General features: G+C 33.3%; 25 protein-coding genes. 14 read left to right on the top strand and 11 right to left on the bottom strand.

The features are described from left to right. Window positions 1–472: 472 nt before the first annotated feature. A complete protein-coding gene (locus tag QZ659_RS02550; RefSeq protein ID WP_291721412.1) occupies window positions 473–1471 on the top strand; it encodes a helix-turn-helix domain-containing protein in 999 nt (332 codons plus the stop codon). 44 nt (window positions 1472–1515) lie between these two features. On the opposite strand, the gene QZ659_RS02545 is transcribed toward QZ659_RS02550, so the two are convergent. Beyond that, window positions 1516–2286 (bottom strand): class I SAM-dependent methyltransferase, encoded by a 771-nt coding sequence (locus QZ659_RS02545; RefSeq protein WP_291721411.1) that lies wholly within the window; start codon window positions 2284–2286, stop codon window positions 1516–1518. Window positions 2287–2544: 258 nt separating this feature from the next. Here QZ659_RS02545 and QZ659_RS02540 point away from each other — a divergent pair, with 258 nt between their 5' ends. Next, window positions 2545–3420 (top strand): DUF4349 domain-containing protein, encoded by an 876-nt coding sequence (locus tag QZ659_RS02540; protein WP_291721409.1) that lies wholly within the window; start codon window positions 2545–2547, stop codon window positions 3418–3420. Between the two features lie 63 nt (window positions 3421–3483). On the opposite strand, the gene QZ659_RS02535 is transcribed toward QZ659_RS02540, so the two are convergent. Both QZ659_RS02535 and QZ659_RS02530 read right to left on the bottom strand, forming a co-directional pair. Next, window positions 3484–4737 (bottom strand): nucleotide sugar dehydrogenase, encoded by a 1254-nt coding sequence (locus QZ659_RS02535; protein ID WP_291721408.1) that lies wholly within the window; start codon window positions 4735–4737, stop codon window positions 3484–3486. Between the two features lie 135 nt (window positions 4738–4872). Continuing rightward, window positions 4873–5055: a Lacal_2735 family protein gene (locus QZ659_RS02530; protein ID WP_291721406.1), complete on the bottom strand. Its 183-nt coding sequence runs from the start codon at window positions 5053–5055 to the stop codon at window positions 4873–4875. 101 nt (window positions 5056–5156) lie between these two features. On the opposite strand from QZ659_RS02530, the gene QZ659_RS02525 reads away from it, so the two are divergent. Continuing rightward, complete coding sequence (locus tag QZ659_RS02525) at window positions 5157–5744, top strand: YceI family protein (protein ID WP_291721404.1); 588 nt, start codon at window positions 5157–5159, stop codon at window positions 5742–5744. A gap of 66 nt (window positions 5745–5810) precedes the next feature. Here QZ659_RS02525 and QZ659_RS02520 read toward each other — a convergent pair whose 3' ends face one another. Continuing rightward, window positions 5811–7130: a hypothetical protein gene (locus QZ659_RS02520; protein WP_291721402.1), complete on the bottom strand. Its 1320-nt coding sequence runs from the start codon at window positions 7128–7130 to the stop codon at window positions 5811–5813. Window positions 7131–7438: 308 nt separating this feature from the next. On the opposite strand from QZ659_RS02520, the gene QZ659_RS02515 reads away from it, so the two are divergent. After that, on the top strand, window positions 7439–7780 hold the full coding sequence (locus tag QZ659_RS02515) for a 2Fe-2S iron-sulfur cluster-binding protein (RefSeq protein WP_291721400.1): 342 nt from the start codon (window positions 7439–7441) through the stop codon (window positions 7778–7780). On the opposite strand, the gene QZ659_RS02510 is transcribed toward QZ659_RS02515, so the two are convergent. The 3 genes from QZ659_RS02510 to rplU all read right to left on the bottom strand — a co-directional run bounded on the left by QZ659_RS02510 (window position 7777) and on the right by rplU (window position 9380). After that, window positions 7777–8553, bottom strand: coding sequence for a M15 family metallopeptidase (locus QZ659_RS02510; protein ID WP_291721398.1), 777 nt, complete (start codon window positions 8551–8553; stop codon window positions 7777–7779). The genes QZ659_RS02515 and QZ659_RS02510 overlap by 4 nt on opposite strands. A 156-nt stretch (window positions 8554–8709) precedes the next feature. Continuing rightward, window positions 8710–8976, bottom strand: a complete 267-nt coding sequence (rpmA, locus tag QZ659_RS02505; protein ID WP_291721396.1) for a 50S ribosomal protein L27 — start codon at window positions 8974–8976, stop codon at window positions 8710–8712. Between the two features lie 92 nt (window positions 8977–9068). Beyond that, on the bottom strand, window positions 9069–9380 hold the full coding sequence (rplU, locus tag QZ659_RS02500) for a 50S ribosomal protein L21 (RefSeq protein WP_291721394.1): 312 nt from the start codon (window positions 9378–9380) through the stop codon (window positions 9069–9071). Window positions 9381–10187: 807 nt separating this feature from the next. Here rplU and QZ659_RS02495 point away from each other — a divergent pair. The 9 genes from QZ659_RS02495 to QZ659_RS02455 all read left to right on the top strand — a co-directional run bounded on the left by QZ659_RS02495 (window position 10188) and on the right by QZ659_RS02455 (window position 21902). After that, entirely contained in the window at window positions 10188–11519 is a 1332-nt protein-coding gene (locus QZ659_RS02495) for a citrate synthase (RefSeq protein ID WP_291721392.1), read from the top strand. Between the two features lie 462 nt (window positions 11520–11981). Then, window positions 11982–13583: a cell division protein FtsZ gene (gene ftsZ / locus QZ659_RS02490; protein WP_291721609.1), complete on the top strand. Its 1602-nt coding sequence runs from the start codon at window positions 11982–11984 to the stop codon at window positions 13581–13583. Between the two features lie 112 nt (window positions 13584–13695). After that, window positions 13696–14247 carry an adenylyl-sulfate kinase gene (cysC, locus tag QZ659_RS02485; protein ID WP_291721390.1) on the top strand — a complete coding sequence of 184 codons (552 nt, stop codon included), beginning with the start codon at window positions 13696–13698 and terminating at the stop codon, window positions 14245–14247. Between the two features lie 121 nt (window positions 14248–14368). Beyond that, entirely contained in the window at window positions 14369–15010 is a 642-nt protein-coding gene (locus tag QZ659_RS02480) for a hypothetical protein (RefSeq protein ID WP_291721388.1), read from the top strand. Window positions 15011–15126: 116 nt separating this feature from the next. Further along, window positions 15127–16638 (top strand): ATP-binding protein, encoded by a 1512-nt coding sequence (locus QZ659_RS02475; RefSeq protein WP_291721386.1) that lies wholly within the window; start codon window positions 15127–15129, stop codon window positions 16636–16638. 173 nt (window positions 16639–16811) lie between these two features. Next, window positions 16812–17225, top strand: a complete 414-nt coding sequence (locus tag QZ659_RS02470) for a response regulator (protein ID WP_291721384.1) — start codon at window positions 16812–16814, stop codon at window positions 17223–17225. A 208-nt stretch (window positions 17226–17433) separates the two neighbouring features. Then, window positions 17434–19926, top strand: coding sequence for a bifunctional aspartate kinase/homoserine dehydrogenase I (gene thrA, locus QZ659_RS02465; protein WP_291721382.1), 2493 nt, complete (start codon window positions 17434–17436; stop codon window positions 19924–19926). A gap of 100 nt (window positions 19927–20026) precedes the next feature. Further along, complete coding sequence (locus QZ659_RS02460; RefSeq protein WP_291721379.1) at window positions 20027–20953, top strand: homoserine kinase; 927 nt, start codon at window positions 20027–20029, stop codon at window positions 20951–20953. A 94-nt stretch (window positions 20954–21047) separates the two neighbouring features. Beyond that, window positions 21048–21902, top strand: coding sequence for a hypothetical protein (locus tag QZ659_RS02455; RefSeq protein WP_291721377.1), 855 nt, complete (start codon window positions 21048–21050; stop codon window positions 21900–21902). Here the strand turns inward: QZ659_RS02455 and QZ659_RS02450 are convergent. Further along, window positions 21892–23154, bottom strand: a complete 1263-nt coding sequence (locus QZ659_RS02450; protein WP_291721375.1) for a serine hydrolase — start codon at window positions 23152–23154, stop codon at window positions 21892–21894. The genes QZ659_RS02455 and QZ659_RS02450 overlap by 11 nt on opposite strands. Window positions 23155–23363: 209 nt before the next feature. Here QZ659_RS02450 and mgtE point away from each other — a divergent pair, with 209 nt between their 5' ends. Then, window positions 23364–24716 (top strand): magnesium transporter, encoded by a 1353-nt coding sequence (gene mgtE / locus QZ659_RS02445; RefSeq protein WP_291721373.1) that lies wholly within the window; start codon window positions 23364–23366, stop codon window positions 24714–24716. A gap of 74 nt (window positions 24717–24790) precedes the next feature. Here the strand turns inward: mgtE and QZ659_RS20515 are convergent, their stop codons facing one another. From QZ659_RS20515 to QZ659_RS02435, 3 genes are all read right to left on the bottom strand, one after another. After that, window positions 24791–24970: a T9SS type A sorting domain-containing protein gene (locus QZ659_RS20515; protein ID WP_366935839.1), complete on the bottom strand. Its 180-nt coding sequence runs from the start codon at window positions 24968–24970 to the stop codon at window positions 24791–24793. A 56-nt stretch (window positions 24971–25026) separates the two neighbouring features. Beyond that, complete coding sequence (locus QZ659_RS02440) at window positions 25027–26013, bottom strand: tetratricopeptide repeat protein (RefSeq protein WP_291721372.1); 987 nt, start codon at window positions 26011–26013, stop codon at window positions 25027–25029. 324 nt (window positions 26014–26337) lie between these two features. Continuing rightward, window positions 26338–26551: T9SS type A sorting domain-containing protein (locus QZ659_RS02435; RefSeq protein ID WP_291721370.1), on the bottom strand; the 214-nt coding region annotated here is incomplete at its 5' end.

Raw genomic sequence — 26551 nt, 5'->3', positions numbered from 1 at the left:
TCAAAAACGAATTATACTTTACTAGTAAAACAACAAAAGGCTCATTCTACAAGTAGAACAAGCCTTTTGATTGGTGTGTGTGTTTGTGGTATTGTGTGTAAGGTCAAAAAAGCGTTCCAAATAAATGAAAACAAAATCTCATTAAAACCTTTATGTTGGATTGAAAATAGTTTTCAGTAAATATGAGTGTGTGTTGTATATTCCTGTGTGTGTAAAACTATTTTCTGTGTTTTATTCCAAATTTGTAGTAGAAAAATTGTATCTTGTTTAGTCTGTATGTTAAACAATACTTTTCTTCTCTAGTACATAACAAAATTACGGTAAAGTAATTAGTAAAAATTATACGAAATTCTCTATTTTCTAAAGTAATGTTACAAAGTGTTCAAAAAGTAATACTATTGTTTCGTTTTGGAAAAAAACATAATTTTGTAGCTAAGATTTTAAGCCATTTCACTGATTTATAACTCCTTCTATGTCTGCTTCTCCTCTCCATTTAGTAACTTATCAATCGGGTAGAACGTCGTTATCTCTAATTCAGAACGACGAAAATGCAAAAGCATCAGCTTCTATCAAACCCAAAACTATACAAACCAACAAAGTTACACTCATAACTATTTTGGAAGGAAAGATAAATTTTGAAGCGAAAGAATATTCTCAAACCTGCACCGTAGGCGAATCTTTAATAATTCCACCTCACAAGGCTGTTCGTTTGGAAGCCTCAAAAAATACGGATGAAAAATCTACTAAAAAAAGTAAGTCTAAACCTAGTATTTCGTGGTTAGAACTTCAAGTGCCAATAGAAACTATCAACCTAACTATTTCACAGTACAACAAAACAGGAGCAATACTAGAAGGCTGCAAACTAAAAGTAGAAAACAATTCGCATTGGCAATTTGGAGAAACACCAATCAATGTTACGCACGACACGAGCATTAAAAAATCTATCACAAGACTTATAGATTTATTTGTAGAAGAGCATTACAATCAAGAGGTATTCATAGAATTTGCTATCAAAGAACTCATTCTGAGATTTGTCCGAACACCAGCACGAGATAAAATAGATATTGAAAAAAGCGAGGAAGAACAAAGCGAAACCAACCCAAGTATTGAGGCTGTGCTAGATTACATCAAAGACCACATCGACGAGCCTATTTCTATCGATACGCTTACTGATATTGCCAGTATGAGTAAGGCTGCATTTTTTAGAACCTTCAAAGAAACCTTAGATATTTCTCCGATAGACTACATCAATAGAGAGCGTGTAGAAATTGCAAAAAACCGTCTGGTAGATATTTCAAAGTCAGTTACAGATATTTGCTACGAGCTAGGCTATAATCACATGACCTATTTTATTCGTGTCTTTAAAAAGTACGAAGGCATTACGCCAAAGCAATTCCAAATCAAACAAAAGCAGGAAAACGAAAAGAATGAGCAGGGAGGAAAAGGAGAGAATAAGAATGAAGAAGAATAAAAAAACCTATTCCAATCAAAAAATCAGAATAGGCTTATAAAACTTTACTTTTCCACCACAGCAAAGAAATCAAAACATTTGTCTGCATCATCAGAAATGAAATAATCATCCATCGTAACTGAGCTTACCAAAGAATTATCTTGCTCTTGTAGTTTTTTACGATTCATTCTATTCAAAATATCATACGGAATTTGAAGAATTTGTCTAGGTAGATTTTGCTCCAAATTAAAAACATCTAGCTTTTTGTATTTGGCAACTGAGGCTTTATTCTGCTCATAATATTCCCAAATTTTTTCATTGCCTGTAATGCCTTTTAAATCTACTTTTGAGAAATATTTTTCTAAAAGCGTTTGCAATTCCTGCGCTGTGTATTCTCTTACGTGCCACGGATTGCGTGTGAGTGAGAGCTTGATGTTTGGTGTGGTAAGTATCATTTTCCCACCTTTCTTCAACACTCTCTGAATTTCTTTGAGGTAGAAATTATCGTCTTCAATATGCTCAATGACCTGCTGCGTAACCACCGTATCAAAACTCTCATCAGCTTGATTAGCAAACGGAGGAATATTCTGATTTAGAAATGTAAATTCTGGATGCTGTTTTTGAAGGTGATTGATAAGTTCTTGATTTTTATCAAGAGCTGTATAATGTGTACAATGAGGCTTAAAGAGTTCTGCTCCTTTTCCCACTCCACAGCCTGTCTCCAAAATACTTCCACTCACATGTTTTACAGTTTGGTAATACGCAAAAAGCAAACGCTGATGGATTACATTATCACTAGGAATTGTATAGGCTGTTATTTCAGTTGTTTTGAACATATTTTTTTCGATGTGTCATTTGCTAAAGCACAAACAACGGCAAGAAACTTCTACATAAATTTATAAGATACAAAGGTCTTAATTTTTTGTCTAAAAATGTAATTGAGTAGGTTTTACAGTCCTTAAATTCACGTTTTATAGATTTTTTTGAGTAAATTTTGATAAAAATTAATCAGATTTTATGCAATCTGATAGCTTAGTGCATCTACTTAGCAAAACAAAATCAATAACTATTCAGAAAACTAAAAACCTTTCATTATGAAAACGACCTTAAAATTTTCGCTTTACTTTTGGATTCTTTTCCTTCCATTTTTTGCTTCTTGTCAAGGAGATTCTTCTTACCAAGCTAAAACAGAAAGTGCTGATTATTTTACAGAAGAGGCTATTCCTGTAACAAAATCACCAGTTGCTACTTTTGCTAATTATCAAGACGGAACAGAAGGAGGAGGAACAAGCACAGAACCCATCGTACAGGGACTTCATATCATCAAAACAGGAAATATGAGTTTGCGAGTGCAGGATTTAGACAAAGCTAAAGAAGAAGTCTTGCAAAAAGTAAAAGCAAATAAAGGCTTTACTTCGGCTGCAAATTATAATGATTATAGCTATCAAAAAACACAAACTGTAACGATTCGTGTAGCTTCTAGTAATTTTGAAAACTTGATGAAAGAGCTTACTACTATCGGGTTTGTTGAAAATCAATCGCAAGACGCACAAGATGTTAGTGAAGAGTTTGTAGATATTGAGGCACGCCTAAAAACAAAAAGAGAAGTAGAAAAACGCTATACAGAACTTTTAAAAAATGCCAAAACCATTTCAGAAATTTTAGAAATTGAAGACAAACTGCGTGTCATTCGTGAGGAAATTGAGGCGAAAGAAGGACGTTTGCGCTACTTGAAAGACCAAATTTCACTTAGTACAATTCATTTAACACTCACTCAAAAATTAGATAATTACTCTAAGCCACCAGAGCGTTCATTTTTTAGCCGTTTGTCGGAAAATATGGGAGAGGGTTGGGACGATTTCTTGATGTTTGTTGTGGGAGTAATGCGTTTGTGGGTATTTTGGCTTCTTTTGGCTGGAGTTATTTTTGGAATTGTGAGATGGAGAAAAGCAAGAAATAGAAATAAGTAAATCCATCCAGTGGACAATGGATAATTAAATTAATTATCCATTGTTCATTTTAATTTTTTCACTTTAAAGTCTCGCTGTTACTTTAGATTTGTCAAATTTTCCTTTAATATCATAGATAACTGTATTCTGATGTTTTATTTTTTCAAAATCTAAGCTATCAAACTGATTATGAGAAACAGCCAAAACAATCGCATCGTAGGCATCAGTAGGTTTTTCTATCAAATCAAGATTGTACTCGTGTTTTACTTCAGCTTTATCTGCCCAAGGGTCATAAACTTCTACATCTGCACCAAAGTCTTGAAACTCTCTTATTACATCAATTACTTTCGAATTACGAATATCAGGACAGTTTTCTTTAAATGTAATTCCCAACACTAAAATTTTTGCATCTTTTACGCTACTGCTTCGCTGAATCATCAGTTTTACTACTTTTGAAGCTACAAAAGCTCCCATCGTGTCATTGATTCTTCTCCCAGCCAAAATTACATCTGGATGGTAGCCCAAACTTTCAGCTTTATACGTCAGATAATAAGGGTCAACTCCTATACAATGTCCTCCAACAAGCCCTGGTTTGAAAGGAAGGAAGTTCCATTTTGTTCCTGCTGCTTCCAAAACTTCTAAAGTATCTATATTCATTTTTTCAAAAATGAGGGCAAGTTCATTAACAAAAGCAATATTCAAATCTCGTTGTGCATTTTCAATGACTTTTGAGGCTTCGGCTACTTTGATAGAAGAGGCAAGATGTGTTCCTGCCGTAATGATTGAGCCATAAAGTTCATCAAGTTGTTTAGCAACTTTTGGAGTACTACCACTTACCACTTTCTTAATTTTGGCAATAGTATGTTCTTTGTCCCCTGGATTTATGCGCTCTGGAGAATAACCACAGAAAAAATCTTGATTATATTTAAGCCCACTATATTTTTCCAATACAGGAACACACTCTTCTTCTGTACAACCTGGAAAAACAGTAGATTCATACACTACAATATCATCTTTTTTAAGTACTTTTCCGACGGTTTGGGATGCTGATAAGATAGGCTTCAAATCTGGTTTTTTGTATAAATCCACAGGGGTAGGAACAGTAATAATATAAATTGTAGCTTCTTTAATCTCTTCTATATTAGACGTAAAGCTAATCTTATCTGCTTCTGCTAACTGTTCTGTATTTACCTCAAGAGTTCGGTCATACCCTTTATCAAGTTCCTCAATACGGCTTGCGTTGATATCGAAACCAATAGTAGTATATTTTTTTCCAAACTCAACGGCAAGTGGCAAACCTACATACCCCAAACCAATAACTGCTATCTTATATGTCATAAAAAAGGACTTTGTTAAATCAAATAAAAACAAACAAATTTACAGTAAAGAATTTCTCAGCTTGCAAAGTACCTAATTTTTATCTGCATAAAAAAACGATTCTTACCTATTACGTATTTTCTGAAAAAATCAGCTTTATGAAGTACGTAACTCTTCTATTTCTTTTAATATTTCTTCTGCTTCAGCTGTCTTTAGGTCGCTTGCTTTTCTATCAGAACGAGAAAGATTGAACGCTTCTTCTGTTATTTTTTTATATTTTGCTGTTAGTTTATCAATTTTGTCTTGAATAGGGTCTTTCTTTTTAAATAAACCAAACATAATTTTGATAATTTAAGGATAAAATACTTTATTTGATTGTGCAACAGTTTGTACAGTCTTTTGTTATCTTTAATTTTTCTCATTTCATTTCCAAATCTTCTATGAAAAAATATTCTTTGCTCTTGCTTATTGTTTCATTTATATGCTTTTCATTTTCTACTCTTTCAAACTATAATATCAGTCCGAATGATTCTAGTATCACTTGGGAAGGCTCAAAATTAGGAGGAAGTCATACAGGGCTAATTATGGTTAAAGAAGGAATTATCCTTACAGAAAATCAAAAAGTTACTGGAGGAAAAATACATATAGATATGAATTCTATCTTTTGTACCGATATTGAAGAAAGAGAAACAGCTCAAAAATTAGAAGCGCATCTAAAATCAGCAGACTTTTTTGATGTAGAGAAATTTCCTCTAGCTAGATTAGAAATTTTGAACGTAGAAGCAAAAGGAGAAGAAAATTACGAAGTCAAAGCTAATTTGACCATAAAGAATGTTACCAAACAAATTAGTTTTCCAGCCAAAATCAAGATGCAAAACAATCAAGTTATTGCAGACCTAGAGCTCACCATTGACAGAACAGAATATGACGTAACGTATATGGCAGAGTCTGTAACAGGACAAATCAAAGATAAATTTATCTATAACAATTTTGACCTTACCATTCATTTGGTAGCTCTCAAAAAATAAAAAAAAGTCATTGACAAATTAATTTTGTCAATGACCTTTTTTGTTTTATAAGTTTTTTTATTGAAACTAAAAACGAAGCTCTACAAGCTCCCAAAACTCTTTTACTTCATCGTTTTGAAAGTTCCAATCATATTTCATAATATAATTGTTTTTCAAGAACATTATCGCCTCTTTGTGCGTAGAACAACGATCGATTCCTGTAAGAGCATCTTCTAGTTCATCTTGGTTATTACCGAAGAGTTTTTTTGTAAAAAGAAATTTCTGATTGAGTGTAATGAGTTCTTTTATAGTCTTTCCCGAAGGTTTGAAACGCTCGGCAAATGTGGGTCTCTCATCATCTGCTCCAGTTGTATATCTTTCAGCAAATGTAGGATTTTCATTTTTTTCAGCTTGTTTTGGAACTACACTTGTTGCCATTACAGGGGTAGCATTTTTCTTTTCATCTTCTGTAAAAGTAGGAGAAGAATAGGTACTTACCTCTTCACGTTTATAAGAAGTAAACAAGGGTGATTTTTCTTGCTTTGGCTCTTTTTCTTCTTGTTTTGGTTCTGCTTTTACCTCTTTTATTTGTTTTGGTTCTTTTTCTTTTAAACTTGTAGAAGGTGCTACTTTTGCTGTTTGGTTTGGCTCTTCTTCAAAAGAAGTATCAAAAAAACTTTTGGCTTCTTCTTTTTGTGGAACTTCTTCAACAACAGGAGTTGGAGCTTCCTCTACTTTTTTAGTTTCTTGTGTTTGGTCTGTGAAGGTTACAAACTCTTGAATTTTGAGAGGAACAATATCACCCAATTGACGTAAAATTGTCTTTGGGTCATCGTATTCTACATTGTTATCTACAATATCTCCAATAATTTCTATTGCTTGTGTTGCTGAAATCATCCCTGCATTGCTATTTTCTTCTAGCCCTTTGATAATCTGCTCAAACAAAACTTTGTGTGTCTTGACATATTTTAAAGCTGGTTTAAACTCTTCATTTATTCGGATGGTATTATTTCCATTTTGAGTGAGTTTTTGAATTTCTTGCTCATAGAATACATAAGGAGCTAATAAAAGCTGAATTGTATCTGCTACCGATTGGGTTACTAACTTTTGGAAAGTAGCCTCATCAATAGAAATATTCCTAGAAAGCATATTCATCAACTTTTCTAAAAGTGCTTTTATTTCTGGATTTTCATAGTCAAAAAACGGACTTTTTATTTTAGCATTGTCTTCTTGCCATTTTTCAAAAAGAATTTTAATGATAAATAAGTTGATTTGCTTTATTCCACAAAAATCTGTGAGTTGAGAACCTGTTATACGCTCGTGTTTTGCAAAAAAATCCGAACAAACAGCCTTAGCGAATGATTCGGCATAAGCAAGAACAGCATTGTTATTTAATTTGCTTGCCATAATTGTATTAGTAATTGGGTTTGGATACTATATTTTGATGTTATGAGTTCTTATTCATTGAAATTGCAAGTTCGTAAATAATGATAAATACTACCTTGTTTCAATACCAACTTTTTATGAAAAGTTTTTTTACCGAAATCTATGTTTCTCCATAAAATCTTAAAAGTTGGCTTAAAAATACAAAAACAATTTTAACTCTATTTTGCTTTCAATATTCTACACTATTCCAATCAAGAATATTTTATAGTAAAATTGAATTATTTTCATTTTCTTAATTTATTACTTCATTTTCCAAAACACTGCCAACAATGCCAAAAATCATAATTCAGAACATGAACGCCGTAGAATTTTCGGCAGACACAAAAAAAAATTTATTACAAAATATTTTAAATGAGCCAATAGACTGGTTACACTCTTGTGGAGGCAAAGGAAAATGTACTACTTGTAAGATGATTGTTAGGGAAGGAATCGAAAACCTAACTCCTAAAGGCAGTGTAGAAAAGAGCTTTTCAGAACAAGGAAAACTATCAGAAAATGAACGTTTGGCTTGTCAGTGTAGCTTCAAACAAAAAATAGAAGAGGACAAAACATTGGTCATCTGTACAGCAGAAGAGAACAAACTTCCTCACATAGATTATTCTGATTGCTAATCACAAGGAAGTGGTGTATCCGAAACTGGATATTTGATTTTGAAATTGTAGTGCCACCATTCATTCGAAATAGAAGAAAAGCCAACGCTTGCCATTATGTTTTTCAAAAGTTTGCGATTCTTCAAAATTTCATCTTTAGTTTTTGTTGGAAAATTAGTGAATGTATGATGTGCTTCTTTTCCAAAAAAATCGTACTCTGTCCCCATATTTAATTCCTTACCATTTTCATCTACCAAAGTCATATCCACAGCACAGCCTTTATTATGATTTGACCCTCGTCTTGGGTTGGCAACATAATTTTTATTGGTTGTTGTATTCCATAAAATCCATTGCACAGACAAAGGACGATATCCGTCATAAACTTTTATTCTGTATCCTTTTTCTTTAAACTTTTCGTTTGCTTCAAAAAGAGCCTCTGCAGCTACTTTCCTCAAAAGAGCTTTTGCACAAGGGTACACTTTCTGTTTCATAAAATTATTTTCAGTAGCATAACGAATATCCAATACCAAGCTAGAATCATATTTTATCAGTTCTACCATCGCTGAATCTTCCAAACTTTCAAAATAAACTTTCTTTTCATCTTCTTTTTTTGCTTGTAACTCTACTTTTTCTAGTGAATCTTCTATAAACTTTAATTTTTCTTCTTCTATTTTTTTGATAGAATCTTGAACTGTTTTTTCTATTTCTTCACTGGCTTGTAAATTTTTAGAACTTTGGTTAGTACAGTTAGAAAAAATAAAAACGCAGAAAATGAGTAGAATAGAATAACGCATAAGTAAATAAACAGGAAAAAATTAAATTAGACTTTCTCACTCTTTAGAGCGAGTTACATATTTTTTATAAAGTTACAAAAACAAAAAAACCTATACCATTTTCTAGTATAGGTTTTCTATAAGTAAGTCAGAATTAATAATTTGACTATTTATTGCTTATGCCTCGGCAGTCTTAGGAACTACTGAAACGAAAGAACGTTTTTTATATCCTTTGTTGAACTGTACTTCGCCATCAATAAGAGAAAATATAGTATGGTCTTTACCAATTCCTACATTATCACCTGGGTGAAATTTTGTTCCACGCTGACGAATGATGATACTACCTGGTTTGGCAACTTGTCCACCCCAAATCTTAACACCAAGACGTTTACTTTCCGAATCACGTCCGTTTTTCGAACTACCGACACCTTTCTTGTGAGCCATATCTGTATTGTTTTAAAGTTTTATTCTTCTTAAAAAACCTATTCTAAAAAGCTATTTAGAAGAAATAAAAAAGAGTGAGTAATAAATTAAAACTAAATTAGAATGTCTTTAATCAAGACTTTAGTGAATTGCTGACGGTGTCCGTTTTTCTTTTTGTAGCCTTTACGACGTTTTTTCTTGAAAACGATTACTTTGTCGCCTTTTACTTGAGCAAGCACTTCGCCACTCACTGAAGCCCCAGCAACTTGAGGCTCGCCAATACTAACAGTGCCGTCGTTATCTACCAAAAGAACTTTATCAAAAGTTACTTCATCACCTTCATTTCCTTGAAGACGGTGTGTATAGATATAACGGTCTTTTTCTACCTTGAACTGTTGTCCGGCTATTTCTACGATTGCGTACATGAGATATACATGGTTTAAATTACAAATAGAATGCAAAAGTAGTGGTTTTGAAACTCAAATCCAAAAAAAGACGCTGTATTATTACGACTTTTTTCTAAATATAATTTAGATTTTTAGTAAGGTATAATAAGATTTAGAGTACTGGATACAAGATAAAAAGTGGTTGGTGTCGCTATACTAAAACACCAACTAACCGTATTTTTCCCCTGTTCTGTGACTCACAGAGCAGCAAATATTTATTAATGTCTAGCACTCTATAATGGTTATCACGTTTTTACAGATATGATTGTCAGTAATTTATTAAAAATCAAATCGTATTAGAGTACTGGATATGAGATAAAAAGTTGTTGGTGTCGCTACGCTAAAACACCAACGAACGATATTTTTTCCCTGTTCTGTGGCTCACAGAACAGCAAATATCTGTTCATGTCCAGTACTCTAAAATCGTATCTATTTCTCCATGGCTTTTGGCTTACTATGAAGAAAGAAACTTTACTAAATTTAACCTTGATAACATTTATTATTATAATTTTTACATCAAAAGACTAGAAATGTGTTTCATTTCATTGTATATTTATTTCTCAATAGTATTTTCTTTTCTGATTTAATTCTTTCAAATTATTAGAAGCAAAGGGAAACAAACTTGTTTTTATGCTTTTTTTTTGGTTAAATTGTGGACTTATTGACAGAACTGCAAAATTAAAGTCATTTGTATCCTAACTTTTAAGACTCTTTTTGCTTTATACTTTATCAAATAAAGAAATATTTTTACAGAACACAACTTTCAGTACAAACCCTAATATACGTATGTCACAAAATGGAAAGACTGCCACTATCACTTATGAAGGCAAAAGCTATGAATTACCACTTGTAGAAGGAACAGAAGGAGAAGTAGGCATCGACATTGGCTCATTACGTGCCACAACAGGACTTATTACTCTTGACCCCGGCTTTAAAAATACGGGTTCGACAGAAAGCGCCATCACATTTTTGAATGGTGAAAAAGGAATTTTGCGTTATCGTGGCTACAACATAGAAGAGCTTGCTGAAAAAGCATCTTTCTTAGAGGTGGCTTATCTTATTATCTTTGGAGAGCTTCCAGACCAAGCCTCTCTCACTAAATTCCAAAACGATATTACCAACCATACACTCATTCACGAAGACATGCGTAAGCTATTTGATGGCTTCCCTACAGCTTCTCATCCTATGGTTGTACTTTCTTCTTTGATTTCGGTACTCAGCACATTTTATCCTGAATCTATGGAGCAAAACCGTTCTCCAGAAGAAGTATATATGTCTATTGTCCGTCTTATTGCAAAAGTTCCTACAATAGCAGCTTGGTCATATAAAAATGAAATGGGTCATCCAGTAAATTACCCTGACAACAGCCTTAACTATGGCGCACGTTTCCTCAAAATGATGTTCTCTTTACCAACAGAGCAATATGAAGTTGACCCTGTAATGGTAAGTGCTTTAAACAAAATTTTGATTCTTCATGCAGACCACGAACAAAACTGTTCTACTTCAACAGTTCGTATTGTTGGTTCTTCATTGGCTAATATTTATGCTTCTATTGCTTCTGCTACGAATGCCTTGAGCGGTCCTCTTCATGGTGGTGCAAATCAGCAAGTAATTGAGATGTTAGAAGAAATCCATGAGAGTGGAATGGCATTAGAAGACTTTATCAAAAAGGTAAAAAATCGTGAGATGCGCTTAATGGGATTCGGACACCGTGTTTATAAAAATTTCGACCCAAGAGCGAAGATTTTGAAGAAGGCGTGTGATGAAGTTTTAGGCAAACTAGGTATCGAAGACCCATTATTAGGTATTGCTAAACAGCTTGAACAAGTAGCTTTAGAAGATGAGTTCTTTATCGAAAGAAAACTTTACCCTAACGTAGATTTCTATTCTGGAATTATCTACCGTGCAATGAACTTGCCAACAGATATGTTTACAGTAATGTTTGCAATGGGACGTTTGCCAGGTTGGATTGCACAGTGGAAAGAAATGTTGGAACAAAAACACCCTATCGGTCGTCCTCGTCAGATTTATACTGGAGAAAACGAAAGAGCATTTGTTCCTATGTCGGAGCGTAAGAAAGTAGATCACGCAGACGTTATTCAAGAAGATTTCAACTAATCTGTAAATGTTGAATAATAGCTATATTAAATCCATTCTTCTAATCAGTTAGAGGAATGGATTTTTTGATGGATTTTTATAAAAAACTGACATTTCAAAATTAAACACAAAAAAACTTAGATTTTTTATTTTTTTTTTGCATATTTGAAATAATTTAGCTTAACTTATCGTAGCTTAATCAAACTATTTTTGTTTCTTTGTGATTAAATAGCTTTCTAACTAAACAAAGTAAAGCCCATTGAAGTAAACCAAAGGTTTGAAAGTGGTTGAGATAATAACAAAATAATAAACTAAAATAGAACTTAGTAGTTTGGTACTAAAAATATAGCTATAATTAAAAGTTCATTCAGATTAATTTTTTATACCGTATTTAAAGTAAGTACACATTTTTTGACGTAAAATTAGTATGAATGAAAATAAAATATACAAACAAGCCCAAAACCTTGAAATAAGCATTCAATGATGTCAGACGTTACAAATTATAATTTCGGAACAGAACCTTCAATTATCAAAGTAATTGGTGTTGGTGGAGGTGGTGGCAACGCTGTTGCACATATGTATTTGCACGGAATAAAAGGGGTGGATTTTTATATCTGTAATACTGATATTCAAGCCCTTGATTTAAGTCCTGTTCCAAATAAAGTTCAGATAGGAAAAACACTCACACAAGGCTTAGGCGCAGGAGCAAATCCTGAACGTGGAAGAAGTGCTGCTATTGAGAGTAAAGACGATTTAAAGAAAATATTAGGAAACAATACCAAAATGCTTTTCATCACTGCTGGAATGGGTGGTGGAACAGGTACAGGTGCTGCTCCAGTCATTGCTGAAATTGCACAAGAATTAGGCATCTTGACAGTAGGAATTGTAACTGCTCCGTTTAGTTTTGAAGGCAGACCAAAACGAGTACGAGCGCAAGAAGGTGTAAATGCTCTTCGTGAGCATTGTGATACAGTATTGGTCATCTTAAACGACCGTTTGAGAGATGTGTATGGAAAAGCCTCTATGCGTGAAGCCTTTCGTCAAGCAGATAACGTCCTTTTGAAAGGGGCAAAATCTATTGCTGAAATTATTACTGTTTCTGGAACTATCAACGTCGATTTTGAAGATGTTCGTACAGTTATGCAGGGCGCAGGTGCTGCTGTAATGGGTTCATCTACAGCTGAAGGCGAAAACAGAGCCAGACGTGCTGCTGAAGGAGCTATTTCTTCACCTCTTCTCAACAATACTAATATTTTTGGAGCAAAATATATCTTGCTTTCTATTGTTATTGGTAATGAAGAAGAGTTCCAAATGGATGAGCTTGAAGAAGTTACAGATTACGTACAAGAGCAAGCAGGCGATGAGGCTGAAATTATCTTCGGACAAGCTACTGACGAAACGCTTGGAGACAGTATCAGTGTAACTATTATTGCTACTGGTTTTGAGCATTCAGAAGATTTGCCACCAGAAAGACCAGAACGCAAAGTGTATGACCTAACGAGCAATAAAAGAATCAAAAATAGAATCGAAGTAAAAGATTACGAAAAAAAAGATTTCTTTGAAAGTTCATCAAGTCAAGAAAACACTTCGAATAATAACGTAACACCTCAAATAGAAAAGCAAGAGCCTGTAAAAGAAGAACCTTCTTATACAGAGCCTAAAAAAACTGATAAAATAATTTTCAGTTTGGAGGATGATTATTTTAATGAAGACGACTCAAAAAAAAAAATAACTAATCAAGCTCCACAAAATACGCCAGCTGTTGGTGGATATGGTTACATAAATCAGCATTCACAAAACACTCGTAGTCAAGAAAATAGAACTAGAGAAGTTGAGAATGTATCTATACAAAATCAAGTAATAGAGAAAAAAACAGAATCACAACGACCTGTTTCTATGCAAAGTTTGTCAGATTTGAGTGATGAAGAACTGCAAGAGCGTAGAGATGTTCCTGCTTATCTTCGTAGAAATGTAAAGCTAAAAGAAATGCCTCACTCATCAGAATCTTCTACTTCTCGTTATAAAGTAGATGATGACAATGAGCTTTTAGGAGGAAATCGTTTCTTACACGACAATGTAGATTAAATTTCAAAAATTAATAAAGAATGAAACGCCTTTTTTATATAAATTAAGGCGTTTTTTTATGAATACTATACTCAAAAAATATTTCATTCTTTATCAAACAGACTTATATTTTATGAATCCCTGTGTTATTTGGTTTTTAGGTCTTTCTGGGTCTGGAAAAACCACTCTTGCTAATGCTCTTTTTGAGGATTTAAAACAAAAATCTCCATCTTCCCTACTAAAAAAATTAGATGGAGATTTGCTTCGAAATGGCTTAAATAATAATCTTGGGTTTTCTTTAGAAGGCCGAACAGAGAATATTCGCCGTTCGGCAGAAGTAGCAAAACTTTTTTATGAAAGTGGTTTTGTCGTTCTATCCTCTTTTATCACGCCCACACATCAGCATCAAAATTTAGTAACTGATATTTTTGAAAGAGACAATCAGCATCAAAATTTATTCAAAATATTTGTCGATTGTCCTTTAGAAATTTGCGAACAAAGAGATGTAAAAGGTTTGTACAAAAAAGCTAGAGCAGGGGAAATAAAAGAGTTTACAGGTATCAGTAGTCCTTTTGAAAAACCAATGTCTAATACTGTAGATTTGATTATTGATAGTAGTCAGTTTACAATTTTGGAAAGTATAGAACTTATCAATATTAAATTAGCAGAAAAATTCTTTTTATAAAAAGTAGTGTCCAATAAAAATTTCTAAATACTAGAAATGTTAAAAAAAAATGCTACTTTGTGATAGGATAACAACTTATCTGTATTGAAATTTCTATTTCTCTATAAAAATACTTTCCATTATGAGCATACTCAAAGACCTTATTAACAAATTTCAGCAACTTTTTAGTGGTTCGGCTGCCCCTACTCCAGATTCTGCTAGGGCTACACAAGCCCGACAACAGCTTTTTGTAGCTATTTTGGAAGCCTGCGACGATGGAGTAATTACCACAGAAGAGATGTCAGATGTGAGAGCATTACAATCTAGGTTGGGCATGTCAGATTCCGAATTAAATAGTATCAAAATACAAGTCTTGCAAAACCTCATTGATAGAGTAATGGAAGACAACATTGTTACAGAAGAGGAAATGGATTTTATCGAACAAATAGAAATAGACTTACAATTAGGCGTTGCTGATTCTCTGAAAGTAAAGGCGGATATTGAGAGAGTGAGGAGAATGTATAAGCGTTCGAAATCAGCTGGAGGAGAGTATTACGATACTGATGATGATTTTTTTGATGACGATTATGAAGATGACGATTATGAAGATGACGAAGACTACGATGATACCGAATATGATGACAATGAAATAGGAGTAGAGGAAGCTGTTGCAGTAGGAGTAGCTGGTACAATTTTAGCAGATGCACTCAATGATGAAGAAGATAGTGAAGCTGAAGATAGTAATGTTTTTAGTGAAGAAGAAGACCTTTCAGATGAGTCTTAATTTTTAAAATATTACATTACAATAATAAAAAAAAACAAATCCATCCATTTTATAGTTGAACACATCTATTATTTAGTATATATACTTACTTATTATATAATTTTTTAAACTAGCTTATGATTTCTGCACCTTTACCTCATGATGAAAGTGAGCGCTTGCAAGCTCTTCTAAGCTATGAAGTATTAGATACGGATGCTGAAAAGGAGTTTGATGATTTGGTACAACTTGCTTCTCAAATCTGTGAAGCTGAAATTTCTTTAGTTTCTCTCATAGATTCCGAACGTCAATGGTTCAAAGCAAAGGTGGGTTTGGATGCTGATGAAACTCATAGAGATTTAGCTTTCTGCGCTCATGCCATTTTACAAGATGATGTCTTTGAAGTGGAAAATGCTTTGGAGGATGAACGTTTTCATGATAATCCCTTAGTGGCTGATGAAGATGGATTACAAATTCGCTTTTACGCAGGGATGCCTCTCAAAAACCCTAACGGATTGAAGTTAGGAACACTTTGTGTTATAGATAACACACCTAAAAAACTTACAGAAGCTCAGAAATTTGCCCTAAAAACTCTTGGCAATCAGGTAGTAACACAATTAGAGTTGCGTTTGAAATTCAAAGACTTACAAGAGCAAATGCGTAAGGTGCAAGAAGCTCAAAACCAACTTATCGAAAAAGAAAAACTGGCAACTTTAGGACAACTAACAGCCAATATCGCACATGAGATAAATACTCCACTAGGCGCAATTCGTTCTTCGGCTGATAGCTCTATTGTTGCGATGGACGAACTTCTTCCTCGTCTTTCTAGCTTCTTATACGGATTATCTAAAGAAGATTCTGCTGTTTTCAACAGATTAATAGAATATTCAGTAGCATCAAAGGTTAGCTTGTCTTCAAGAGAAACACGAAATGCAAAGTATGCACTGATAGAAGACTTAGAGGAAAGAGACATAGATAATGCAGAAACAATTGCTAATTTGATAGTTGAGTTAGGCTTACACTCAAGTCCAGAAATTTATCTTCCATTGCTTGAAATAAAAGACCCTTCTTATACCTTCAAAGTAGCTTTTCAGCTTGCTAGTATTGCCAAAAGCAGTAAAATGATACGCCTAGCTACTGATAAGGCATCAAAAATAATCTTTGCACTCAAAAATTTTTCTCGTCAAGACCAATTAGGAGAAAAGCAGTCTGTCAATATAAAGCGAAGTATAGAAGATACACTAATACTCTATGAAAATCAGCTTCGAAATAGAATAGACCTACACCTCAACATGGAAGCTATTCCGATATTTATGGGGTATCCAGACGAACTCGTACAGGTTTGGACAAACCTCATACACAATGCTATGCAAGCAATAAAAAAGAAAGGTCAGATAACTATCTCTGTTAAACAAACTGGAAAAACCGATAACAAAAAAGCACTTGTTTCCGTAGAAGATACAGGAACAGGCATTCCAAAAAATGTACAAGGCAAAATTTTTGATGCTTTCTTTACAACAAAAAAAGAAGGAGAGGGAAGTGGTTTGGGTTTAGATATTACAAAAAAAATTGTAGAAAAGCACAATGGTAAAATTTGGTTTGAAACCAAAGAAAATGAAGGAACTACGTTTTTTGTAGAGTTGCCGTTGTAAGCAAAGTGTTTCATCATATTTTTTCAGCTATTTTTTTTACTTAATATATTAGAAATATATAATACTTACTTTTTTATTGCACCATCGTATATTTCTAAATCAGAATAGCATAATTTTACTATCTTTAAATTACTATTACTCAATTATACCCACACCTCCAAAATACTTATCTTATGGCTAAATCAAAAAAAACGAAAGCAATTCTTTGTGTAGATGATGACCATATCATATTAGGAAGTCTTAAAATTCAACTGATGCAAGAGTTTAATGAGGATTTTATCATTGAAACAGCAGAAAGTGGAGATGAAGCTTTAGAAATCCTAGACTTTCTTACAGAACGAAGCATCAATACACTTGTAGTAATTACAGACTGGCTCATGCCCGAAATGAAAGGGGACGAACTATTGGTGGAGATAAACAAACAGTTTCCGAAAGTTGCCAAAATAATGCTTTCTGGACAAGCTGAAGAAGAAGCCATTCAACATGCTTTTGATAAAGGAAATATGCAATTCTTCTTGTCCAAACCTTGGGATAAGAAAGAACTCATTGATAAAATCTACAAATCTGTAGAAATGACAGAAAATTAATCTATTCTAATCAAGTAAGATAAAAATCTGATAAAGAAAGACTCTGATGACATTCTTTATCGGTTTTTTTGTGCATTTTATTGCTAAGAAGTATTTTTTGCTTTTAGATTGTGCTATCAAAAAATTATACTGTAAATTTGAATTTCTTTATCAAATTGTATTAAATAGCCGTTACTCATATCTTTATGAGTGATATAAATGTCAAAAAATGCTCGTCTTAAAATTCGGAGGAACAAGCGTTTCCTCAACTTCCAATCTTGAAAGAATTGCAGCTATTCTTGTTTCAAAAACTGAAAATTTTATTGTCGTAGTTTCTGCTTTTTCTGGAATCACCAATAAACTAGAACAAATTGCCAGTCTTTCTTTAGAAGGAAAACATACTGTTTTGTTGGAAGAATTTAGAAGTTTTCATTTTGATTTTATCAAACAACTTGTTTCAGAATCGCATCAGATAGACCTTTTTGTAGAAGTTCAACAAAAATGCAATCAACTAGAAGCCATCTGTGAAAGCGTTGGAACACTTGGAGAACTCTCTGACCGAACACGAGCTACTATTTTAAGTTTCGGTGAGCAACTCTCTTCCATTATCGTTCAGAAATATCTCTCTGTCAATACAAAAAATCCAATAAAAGTAGATTTACTAGAAAGTAGAAAATTAATTTCGACCAACACTTTCGAATCTAAAGACTATCTAAATGCTCATCTAAATTTAGATAAAACTACAACAAATATTCTTACTAAAGTTGATAAAAGTAAAAGCTATATTGCAGCAGGTTTTGTTGCACATAATCAGAACGGTGAAACAGTTACGCTTGGGCGTGGAGGTTCAGACTTTTCAGCTTCTATTTATGCAAATGCTGTTGATGCAAGCAGTTTAGAAATTTGGAGTGATGTCAATGGAATGCAAACTGCCAACCCAAGAAAAGTACAGGCAACACATTCATTACAGAAGTTGAGTTATGAAGAAGCCTTCGAAATGGCATATTTTGGAGCAAAGGTGTTATATCCACCTTCTATTTTGCCTGTCATGAACAAAAATATTCCTCTTTATCTTAAAAACACATTTTTTCCAGAGCAAGAAGGGACATTTATCAGTAATGAAAACAAAGTTACAGACAACAAAATTCAAGGTATTTGTTCCTTAGACGATATTGCTATCTTGACAGTTTCAGGCATCGGACTTGCTAAACAGAAGGGCAGCGCAAGACGAGTATTTCAGATTTTAGAAGAGGCAAATATCAATATTATCTTGATTACACAAAGCTGTTCTGAGCAAAGTATCGGAATAGGAATCAAACAATCTGAACTACAAACTGCCAAGGATTCACTCAATTCAGCTTTTGCAAAAGAGATTGAAAAAGGATGGATGAATGAAGTAAAGGCTACTGAAAATCAGTGCATTGTAGCACTTGTAGGCGATAACATGAAAAATGCGATTGGCTTGGCTGGAAAAGTTTTTGGAGCAATTGGAGAAAATGGCATCAACGTAACAGCAGTAGCACAGGGAGCATCGGAGCGAAATATTTCTATTGTTATCGATAAAAAAGACGAAGATAAGGCTCTCAATGTAATTCATGAAAAGTTCTTTGCTTCGGCTGTCAAAAATGTACACGTTTTTATTGCAGGAATTGGCAATGTAGGAACAGAATTTATAAATATTCTCTTTGCTCAAAAGCAAAAACTCATCGAAGAATATCAAATCAACCTTAAAATAATAGGTATTGCTAACAGTCAAAAAATGCTTTTAAAAGAAGCATCAGAAACTTTTGAAGGTGTGGAAGAACTAACCAAAGAAGAGGTTTTGAATTTCAAGAAAAAGGTAAAAAACAAGAATGTCAAAACATATTCTTCATTAACTGAATATTTTGAAAAAATCAAAGAATTGAACCTTCGCAATAGTGTTTTTATTGATAACACAGCTTCTGATATTGTAAGTGAAGGATATGAGTTTTTACTCAAAAATAGCATTTCGGTAGTTACTTGTAATAAAATTGCGTGTAGTAGTGAATACTCAAAGTATTTGAAACTCAACAAACTCGCCAAAGAAAGAAATATCTATTTCAAATACGAAACTTCGGTAGGAGCTGCCTTGCCTATCTTGAAAACAATTTATGACCTTCGAATTAGTGGCGACAAGATAAACAAAATAGAAGCCGTTATTTCTGGGAGTTTGAACTTTATTTTCAACAATTATAATGCAGAAAATCAGTTTACTGATGTTGTCTTGCAAGCAAAAGAAGAAGGTTATACCGAACCCAATCCACTCATAGACCTTTCTGGACTGGATGTAATGCGAAAAATCCTTATTCTTTCAAGAGAATCTGGACTAAACAGAGAAATGTCAGATATTACGTTCAATAGCTTCTTGCCAGATGAATGTACCAATTCTAAATCGGTAGAAGAACTCTTTGAAAACCTCAAAAAGCACGAAAATCATTTCAAAACGCTTTATCAAAATGCAAACGAAAAAGGAAATAAACTCAAAGTAGTTGCTAAGATGGAAAAAGGAGATTTATCGGTTGCTCTGCAAGAAATTCCTTCGGATAGTCCATTTTATAACTTGGAGGGAAAAGACAATGTAGTTGCCATCAACACAAATCGTTATGTAGATGAACCATTGGTTATCAAAGGCGCAGGAGCTGGAGCAGCAGTAACAGCAAGTGGCGTTTTTGCTGATTTGATGTTTATTATGAATAACTAAAACCTTTCAATCCTCAACGATGGCTTTACTTCTTATTGAGGGTTATTGTTCTATTATTAGGTCAAAGGCAAGCCATTTGACCTACTTTTTTAATGTAAAAATGAAAAAAATAACAGCCTTCGCACCAGCCACTATTGCCAACTTCAATGTCGGTTTTGATATTCTAGGGCTTTCTTTGGGAAATATGGGTGATGAAATTACACTTACTCCTAATGGCACTACCGAAAACAAAATTTTAGAAATCATAAATGGAGAAAATCTTCCCAAAGAAGTTGATAAAAACTGTTCGTCTGTCGTGATTCGAAAGATGCAGGAAGCCCACAATGAATTTATGGGTGTTGATATTGTCTTGAAAAAAGGCTTCTCTTCAGGTAGTGGTTTGGGTTCTAGCAGTGCCAGCAGTGCAGTAGCAGCTTTTGGATATAATGAACTTATCGGAAAACCATATTCTACAAAAGAATTGGTTGCTTTTGCAGCCGAAGGCGAACGTGTGGCGTGTGGAAGTGCACACGTAGATAATGTTGCCCCTTCTCTTTTGGGTGGAATTATTCTCTCCAAAGGAAACAAACAAAGCGATATTTTACAGCTTCCAGTTTTGGAAGATTTATATGCTGTTACACTCTATCCACACGTAAAACTTAATACTTCTGATTCAAGAAAAATCTTAAAATCTACGCTTTCAGTAGCTACTTTTAGCAAGCAAATGGGACTGATGGGAACGTTTGTTGTCAGTTTGTATGAAAAAAATTATGATTTATTTTCAGAATCATTACAAGATTTGGTTATTGAGCCGATGCGAAGTCTGCTGATTCCTAAATTTAAAGAAATGAAACAAGCAGCACTAGAAAACGACGCACTTGCTTTTGGAATTTCTGGGTCTGGTCCTTCTATTTTCGCAATGGCAAAAGGTAAAGAACAAGCTGAAATAATTAAAAATGCCTTAGAAAAAGTTTATCAAGAAGTAGATATTCCTATTCAAACCTATATCAATCCTGTCTGTGAAGGCAATGGAGCTAGAATAATTTAAACCTTTTTTTAGAGTACATATTTGCTGCTCTGTGAGTCACAGAACAGGGAAAAGGTGAAGGCAATGGAGCTAGAATTGTGAAATAAAATGAACTATGAAAAATATATCTATTCGAAAAGCTATTGGGCTTTTGTATTTGGGACTGACTGTGTTATTTATTAGTTCTATTTACTCTGTTTATTCTCAATATCCAATTCAATTGGAAGATTTTTTAGAGTGGAATATAAAGACAGCACTATTCGTAATTGCTCCTCTTTGTTTACTATCTTGTTTTTCCTCGTCTATATTTTGGCTATTTACACAGTCAATTTTGTCAAGGTTTTTAGGTTATGCTACCTCAATTATGATTTTACTTATATGTATTGTGGGCTTTACCATTGAAGATTATGTTTCTATACTATCAGGCATTGCTTTAGGAATAGTTATCTTTTTATTTCTCATTTCTTATTCAAGAATAGGATTTCCGAATCAAAAAGAAAAATCTACAAATAACAAAATACTGGATTCTGACCTATTCAAAGATGATAATTCATCAACAAATATCTCTCCTTACTTTTGGTTTCTTCACCGTATCTATGCTATTACAATTTTCAGTTGCGTATTGCCACTTCTATTACAGATTTTTGATGATTTAGATAATCTAGGAGATATTTTAGGTTTAAACTGGGTATTTGGCGTAATATTGCTGTTACACATGTTTGCTGTATTCCTTTGGCTAAAACCTGTTTGGGGAAGATGGATAGCAGTAATAATGATGAGTATTATTTTTGCAGGTAGCTTATTTTTCTTTTTCTCACGTACTTTTGGTACTTTCCAATCAACAGTAATAGCCATATTTGGAGGAATTGGTTTGTGTATCTTACCTCTTAGCTTCTTGCTTATCTTGATTAGCAAAGAAGCCAAAGCAGAGTTAGAAGCCTTTGAACAACAGAAAAAATCTATTCCATAACTTTCATAATGGTATTTCCTTCTAAGAAACCGTCCATCAAAATAGCTTTTGTAACTTTTCCATTTTCATCTCTCTCAAAACGAGTAGAGGCATCACTCTCTAGCATAAAAAATTGATTTTCAGATTGTGGAATAAGTCGGATTTTATTTTCTCCCATCAAAAAAAACAAACTATCTTTTTCTGCTACAAAAGTAAGGCTCATATTTTCATTTAAAGAGTACGTCCCTTCATATTCTTTCAACAAATTTACATCAATAGCAATTTCCCTGCGAGGCAAAGGAAGTTCATACTCTTCTTCGTCTAGTATTTTCTCTATGCTTTCCGACATTTCTCTAGCTACTGGGTGCTTTCTGTTGCTCAAAATAAGGACAGTTCTATCTTTTGAATCATCTTTTTTGAGCGAATAGCTAAAGCCATCATTCATCAAATATCCTTCTGTATCAAAATTTTTATTTGGAAACTGCTTTGTAAATTTCAAAATATCTAATGCTGTCGATTTTATTCCTCTACTGCTAAATGCTGTACTGTTTTGGTATTTTGGAGCAGGGGAAAGTTTTAACCCTTGATTACCATAATTGAAAAATAAATAACCAATAGCAAGGTGTGTGGTATCTGTTTTATGAAAATAAGTGCTTTCTAAATTCCACTTTTGAGCATAATCTTCCAACACTTCATCAAAACTCTTTTCAGTAACTTTTTCAATCAGAAGTCCTAAAATATTGTAATCTAGTTCTGATGCTACGTTTTGATTTTCTGAATTTGACAAAGCAACATATTCTAAGGTAGAATATGGCATATTTTCGTTGGCTTCTTGAATTTGTGAAATAGTTTGTAAACCAGAGGTATGATTTAATAATTCTTCTACTGTAAATTCCTTTTCTATTTGAGGAATATAATTTTTTATTTGTTCCTCAGCTTTTATTTTGTTTTTGCTTATCAAATCTTCAACAATGGCTTTTGTAAATAGCTCTGAAAGATGTCCTATTTTGAAAGCTGTGCTGTCCGTAAAGTTTTTTACGTTGGAATAGTCTGCCAACCCATAGCTTTTATTAAACACAACTGCTCCGTTTTCAGACACTACTATTGTCCCACTAAAACGCCCTACGTCAAGATAGCGATTTGCCAAACTATCTATCTGATTTTCGTGCATAGTAGTTGTCTTATTTTCTAATATAGTGGCTTCTTGTTGATTTATTTTTGGCGTACAAGCAATTATAAATGAAAGTAAAGCGTATATTATTTTTTTCAGCATCAGAAATGAACGATTAATGAACTAAAGGGATTGAAGTAAATGTAAATAAAATATGCAAAAAACCAGTATTTTTAACTGTCTTTGATAATTTTATGTATCCCCATCAAAATAAAATTGTAAAAACCTTGTAGGTAATTGCAAGTTGTATAAAGGAACTATAATTTTGAAAGACATTTTTTATTTCTTATCACTCTCAATCATTTACTCGTGTGAATTTTACACTTACTCAAGAATATTTAGACCAGTTTTCAGAAGCTGTTCAAAATAAAGACAACAATTTTATTACTACTCAAACAACTGCTTTACATCCAGCCGATATATCAGCCATATTGGATGAGCTAGAGACAGATGACTGTCATTATATCTTAGGACTGCTGCCAGAACAGGTTAGAGCCGATATTATCAGTGATTTGGATACTGATGTAAGAGCAGATTTTTTAAAGACCTATCAGCCTATTGAAGTAGCAGAAATATTGGATTATACCGATTCTGACGATGCTGCTGATATTCTCAACGAGCTTCCTATCAAAATGAGGGAAGAAGTGATTGCTCATGTGGAAGCTCCCCAAAATGTAATGGAACTCTTGCACTACGACGAAGACTGTGCTGGTGGTCTGATGGCAAAAGAATTTGTAAAGGCAAACATCAACTGGACAGTTGTAGAGTGTATTGAGGAAATAAGAAGGCAAACTGAAAATGTAGAAAAAATCTATTCTATTTATGTCGTGGATGATAATGATAAATTATTAGGTAGAGTCGGAATAAAAAAATTAGTACTAAATCCTCGCAATACGAAAATAGCTGATATTTATGAACCTGATATTATTTTTGTGTATTCGTATCAAGATGAAGAAGAGGTTGCAAGCATGATGCAAAAATATGACTTAGAAGCCATTCCAGTTGTGAATGTAAATAAAAAACTTCTCGGACGCATTACAGTAGATGATATTTTAGATGTTATTACCGAACAAGCTGAACAAAATCTTCAGACCATTTCTGGTATTTCGGAAGATGTAGAAGAAGATGATAGTGTTTGGTTACTTTCTCGTGCTAGGCTGCCGTGGCTTCTGATTGGAATGGTTGGAGGAATGTTGGGGGCAAAATTTATTGGTCTTTTTGAAGGACAGCTCATTGCCGTTCCTGCTATGGCATTTTTTATTCCTCTCATTACAGCAACAGGAGGAAATGTAGGTATTCAATCTTCTACTTTGGTTGTCCAAGCACTTGCAGACACAGGAGGTTTACAAGAAAGTTTTTGGCGACGACTTTTAAAATCTTTTTTGGTAGCTCTCATCAATGGCTTTGTAATTGGAGTGTGCGTTTTGGGAGCAAATATTCTCTTGACAGGTGGAGAGATTACACTTTCCTTGGTAGTGGCATTTGCGCTCTTTTGTGTTGTAATTATTGCTTCTATTATGGGAACGGTTACACCACTTATTTTGAATCAATTTAAGGTAAATCCAGCTGTTGCTTCAGGACCTTTTATTACCACAGCAAATGACCTCTTGGGATTGGCAATTTACTTTTCGGTGGCAAAACTGCTTTTCTCTTTAGCTGCATAGTAAAAAACCCTTTCCAAAAATCAGAAAGGGTTTAGTAGATTGTATATTATCAATCAAGGTTTATCAACTCACTCTTAGTCCTTTACAATACGCTTGGTCTGAATTCCTTTGTCTGTCGTTATTTTTAAGAGATACATTCCCTTAGCTATATTGCTTAGTTTAATGGTATTATAATTTTTAACAGTGCTAATTATCTGCCCTTGGATATTTAAGATTTTAATAATCAATACTTTATCATTAGATTTGATTGTAATAAATACTTTAGCTTTGAAAGTTGAGTTGTAAATTATTTTGATTTTGTTGTTGTAAGCTACAACTCATGATTAGAGTTTCTCTTATGAATTTTTGATAGTTGATACGATATATAGTCTTTATATTCTTGATTAGGTGAACATAAAAATAAATCTGAGAATATATTTTCAGATTCATTATATTTTTTGAGTTCTAGTAAAGCATTGGCTTTCAGAATAAGAGCTTGCTCGTATTCTATCTCATATTTTGAAGAATAAGTCAATATACTGTCTGCATTCAACAGAGTTTGTTCATACTCTTCAAGTTCATAGTAGCTAATTGCTCTATACAAAAACGCACTTCTTTGTCCTTTATTCATTGCTTTTGCTAAGTAGGAAACAGAATCTGCAAATAATAGAGCTTCCTTATACGCTCCTACTTCATAATAAAGCTCTGCCAACTTTGAATAGCTATAAAGAGAGGTTGCTTCTGGAAAATCATAGTAAAGAGAAAGAGCTTTTTGGAAATATTCTTTTGCTGACTCATAATCCTGTTTTTTCTTGTAAGCTACTCCTATTTCAATATATAGAGTAACATACCATAAACTTTTTCCTTTTGCTTCCAACTCCAAAGCTAACAAATAGTGTTCTAACGCTTTATCTATGTGATTTTTTTTGAAGTAATATTTTCCTAAATCTCTAATAATATTTGTTTTGACTTGAGTTAGTCCTCTTTGGGTTTTATCTGTCAATAATTCATTTCTAACTATGGGACTATCCAAATAACTATATTCTGATTTTGTTGTATCATGTTCTTTTTTATTTATACTAAACTCAACCACTCCTATCTGATTAGAATTAAGAAATGAAGTATTGTAGAGATATTCTCTTACCATTTCTATATCTATATCGTCATAGTTTGGCTTTGCATCTTCTTTTATAGTCTCTACAAGGCTAAATGTATGGGTAGAGAAAATATTTGATTCTAGTAAATATGTAGAAACATATAATACACTAAAAAAGAATAATACAAGAAAAAGTGCAAATCTCTGTTTATGAGTTGTCATACATAAAACGAATCAAATAACAAGATAAATTAACTTAGTTAAGTAATAAACCTTATTACAGTTAATTTTGTAAAGTTCGTTTCTCCATAGTATTGGACTTGTAAACCCAGCACTATGGAGAAACGAAACAATATTTTGTCAAAAAATAACTTTGCGAAAGTGCTACTATAATAGTCTGTTATTTTTCTCCCACTCTAATATCAAAAAGTTGGTTCAATGCTTCTACATTGGAAAATTTAATAGGTGCAATTCTTACATCAGCAGTAAGATTACCACCAACAATGTCATAGATATTAGATTTTACTTCTATGTCGCTAATAATATTTACTCCTTTACAATACGCTTGGTCTGAATTCCTTTGTCTGTTGTTACTTTCAAAAGATACATTCCCTTAGCTACATTGTTTAGCTTAATGGTATTAGAATTCTGAACAGAACTAACAACTTGCCCTTGTACATTCAAAATATCAATGGCTAAAATTTTATCCTTAGATTTTACTTTGACTACATCCTGTATTGGATTAGGATAGACTAATAAA

It is taken from the genome of Bernardetia sp., assembly GCF_020630935.1.
GTDB lineage: Bacteria > Bacteroidota > Bacteroidia > Cytophagales > Bernardetiaceae > Bernardetia.
Note: the sequence above shows the minus strand (reverse complement) of the source record. Positions and strands in the feature narration are given on the sequence as shown.

Excerpts from the sequence above, each read along its gene's own strand:
- QZ659_RS02550 (WP_291721412.1), top strand. The coding sequence starts at position 473 with ATGTCTGCTTCTCCTCTCCATTTAGTAACTTATCAATCGGGTAGAACG.
- QZ659_RS02545 (WP_291721411.1), bottom strand. The coding sequence starts at position 2,286 with ATGTTCAAAACAACTGAAATAACAGCCTATACAATTCCTAGTGATAAT.
- QZ659_RS02540 (WP_291721409.1), top strand. The coding sequence starts at position 2,545 with ATGAAAACGACCTTAAAATTTTCGCTTTACTTTTGGATTCTTTTCCTT.
- QZ659_RS02535 (WP_291721408.1), bottom strand. The coding sequence starts at position 4,737 with ATGACATATAAGATAGCAGTTATTGGTTTGGGGTATGTAGGTTTGCCA.
- QZ659_RS02530 (WP_291721406.1), bottom strand. The coding sequence starts at position 5,055 with ATGTTTGGTTTATTTAAAAAGAAAGACCCTATTCAAGACAAAATTGAT.
- QZ659_RS02525 (WP_291721404.1), top strand. The coding sequence starts at position 5,157 with ATGAAAAAATATTCTTTGCTCTTGCTTATTGTTTCATTTATATGCTTT.
- QZ659_RS02520 (WP_291721402.1), bottom strand. The coding sequence starts at position 7,130 with ATGGCAAGCAAATTAAATAACAATGCTGTTCTTGCTTATGCCGAATCA.
- QZ659_RS02515 (WP_291721400.1), top strand. The coding sequence starts at position 7,439 with ATGCCAAAAATCATAATTCAGAACATGAACGCCGTAGAATTTTCGGCA.
- QZ659_RS02510 (WP_291721398.1), bottom strand. The coding sequence starts at position 8,553 with ATGCGTTATTCTATTCTACTCATTTTCTGCGTTTTTATTTTTTCTAAC.
- rpmA (WP_291721396.1), bottom strand. The coding sequence starts at position 8,976 with ATGGCTCACAAGAAAGGTGTCGGTAGTTCGAAAAACGGACGTGATTCG.
- rplU (WP_291721394.1), bottom strand. The coding sequence starts at position 9,380 with ATGTACGCAATCGTAGAAATAGCCGGACAACAGTTCAAGGTAGAAAAA.
- QZ659_RS02495 (WP_291721392.1), top strand. The coding sequence starts at position 10,188 with ATGTCACAAAATGGAAAGACTGCCACTATCACTTATGAAGGCAAAAGC.
- ftsZ (WP_291721609.1), top strand. The coding sequence starts at position 11,982 with ATGTCAGACGTTACAAATTATAATTTCGGAACAGAACCTTCAATTATC.
- cysC (WP_291721390.1), top strand. The coding sequence starts at position 13,696 with ATGAATCCCTGTGTTATTTGGTTTTTAGGTCTTTCTGGGTCTGGAAAA.
- QZ659_RS02480 (WP_291721388.1), top strand. The coding sequence starts at position 14,369 with ATGAGCATACTCAAAGACCTTATTAACAAATTTCAGCAACTTTTTAGT.
- QZ659_RS02475 (WP_291721386.1), top strand. The coding sequence starts at position 15,127 with ATGATTTCTGCACCTTTACCTCATGATGAAAGTGAGCGCTTGCAAGCT.
- QZ659_RS02470 (WP_291721384.1), top strand. The coding sequence starts at position 16,812 with ATGGCTAAATCAAAAAAAACGAAAGCAATTCTTTGTGTAGATGATGAC.
- thrA (WP_291721382.1), top strand. The coding sequence starts at position 17,434 with ATGCTCGTCTTAAAATTCGGAGGAACAAGCGTTTCCTCAACTTCCAAT.
- QZ659_RS02460 (WP_291721379.1), top strand. The coding sequence starts at position 20,027 with ATGAAAAAAATAACAGCCTTCGCACCAGCCACTATTGCCAACTTCAAT.
- QZ659_RS02455 (WP_291721377.1), top strand. The coding sequence starts at position 21,048 with ATGAAAAATATATCTATTCGAAAAGCTATTGGGCTTTTGTATTTGGGA.
- QZ659_RS02450 (WP_291721375.1), bottom strand. The coding sequence starts at position 23,154 with ATGCTGAAAAAAATAATATACGCTTTACTTTCATTTATAATTGCTTGT.
- QZ659_RS02440 (WP_291721372.1), bottom strand. The coding sequence starts at position 26,013 with ATGACAACTCATAAACAGAGATTTGCACTTTTTCTTGTATTATTCTTT.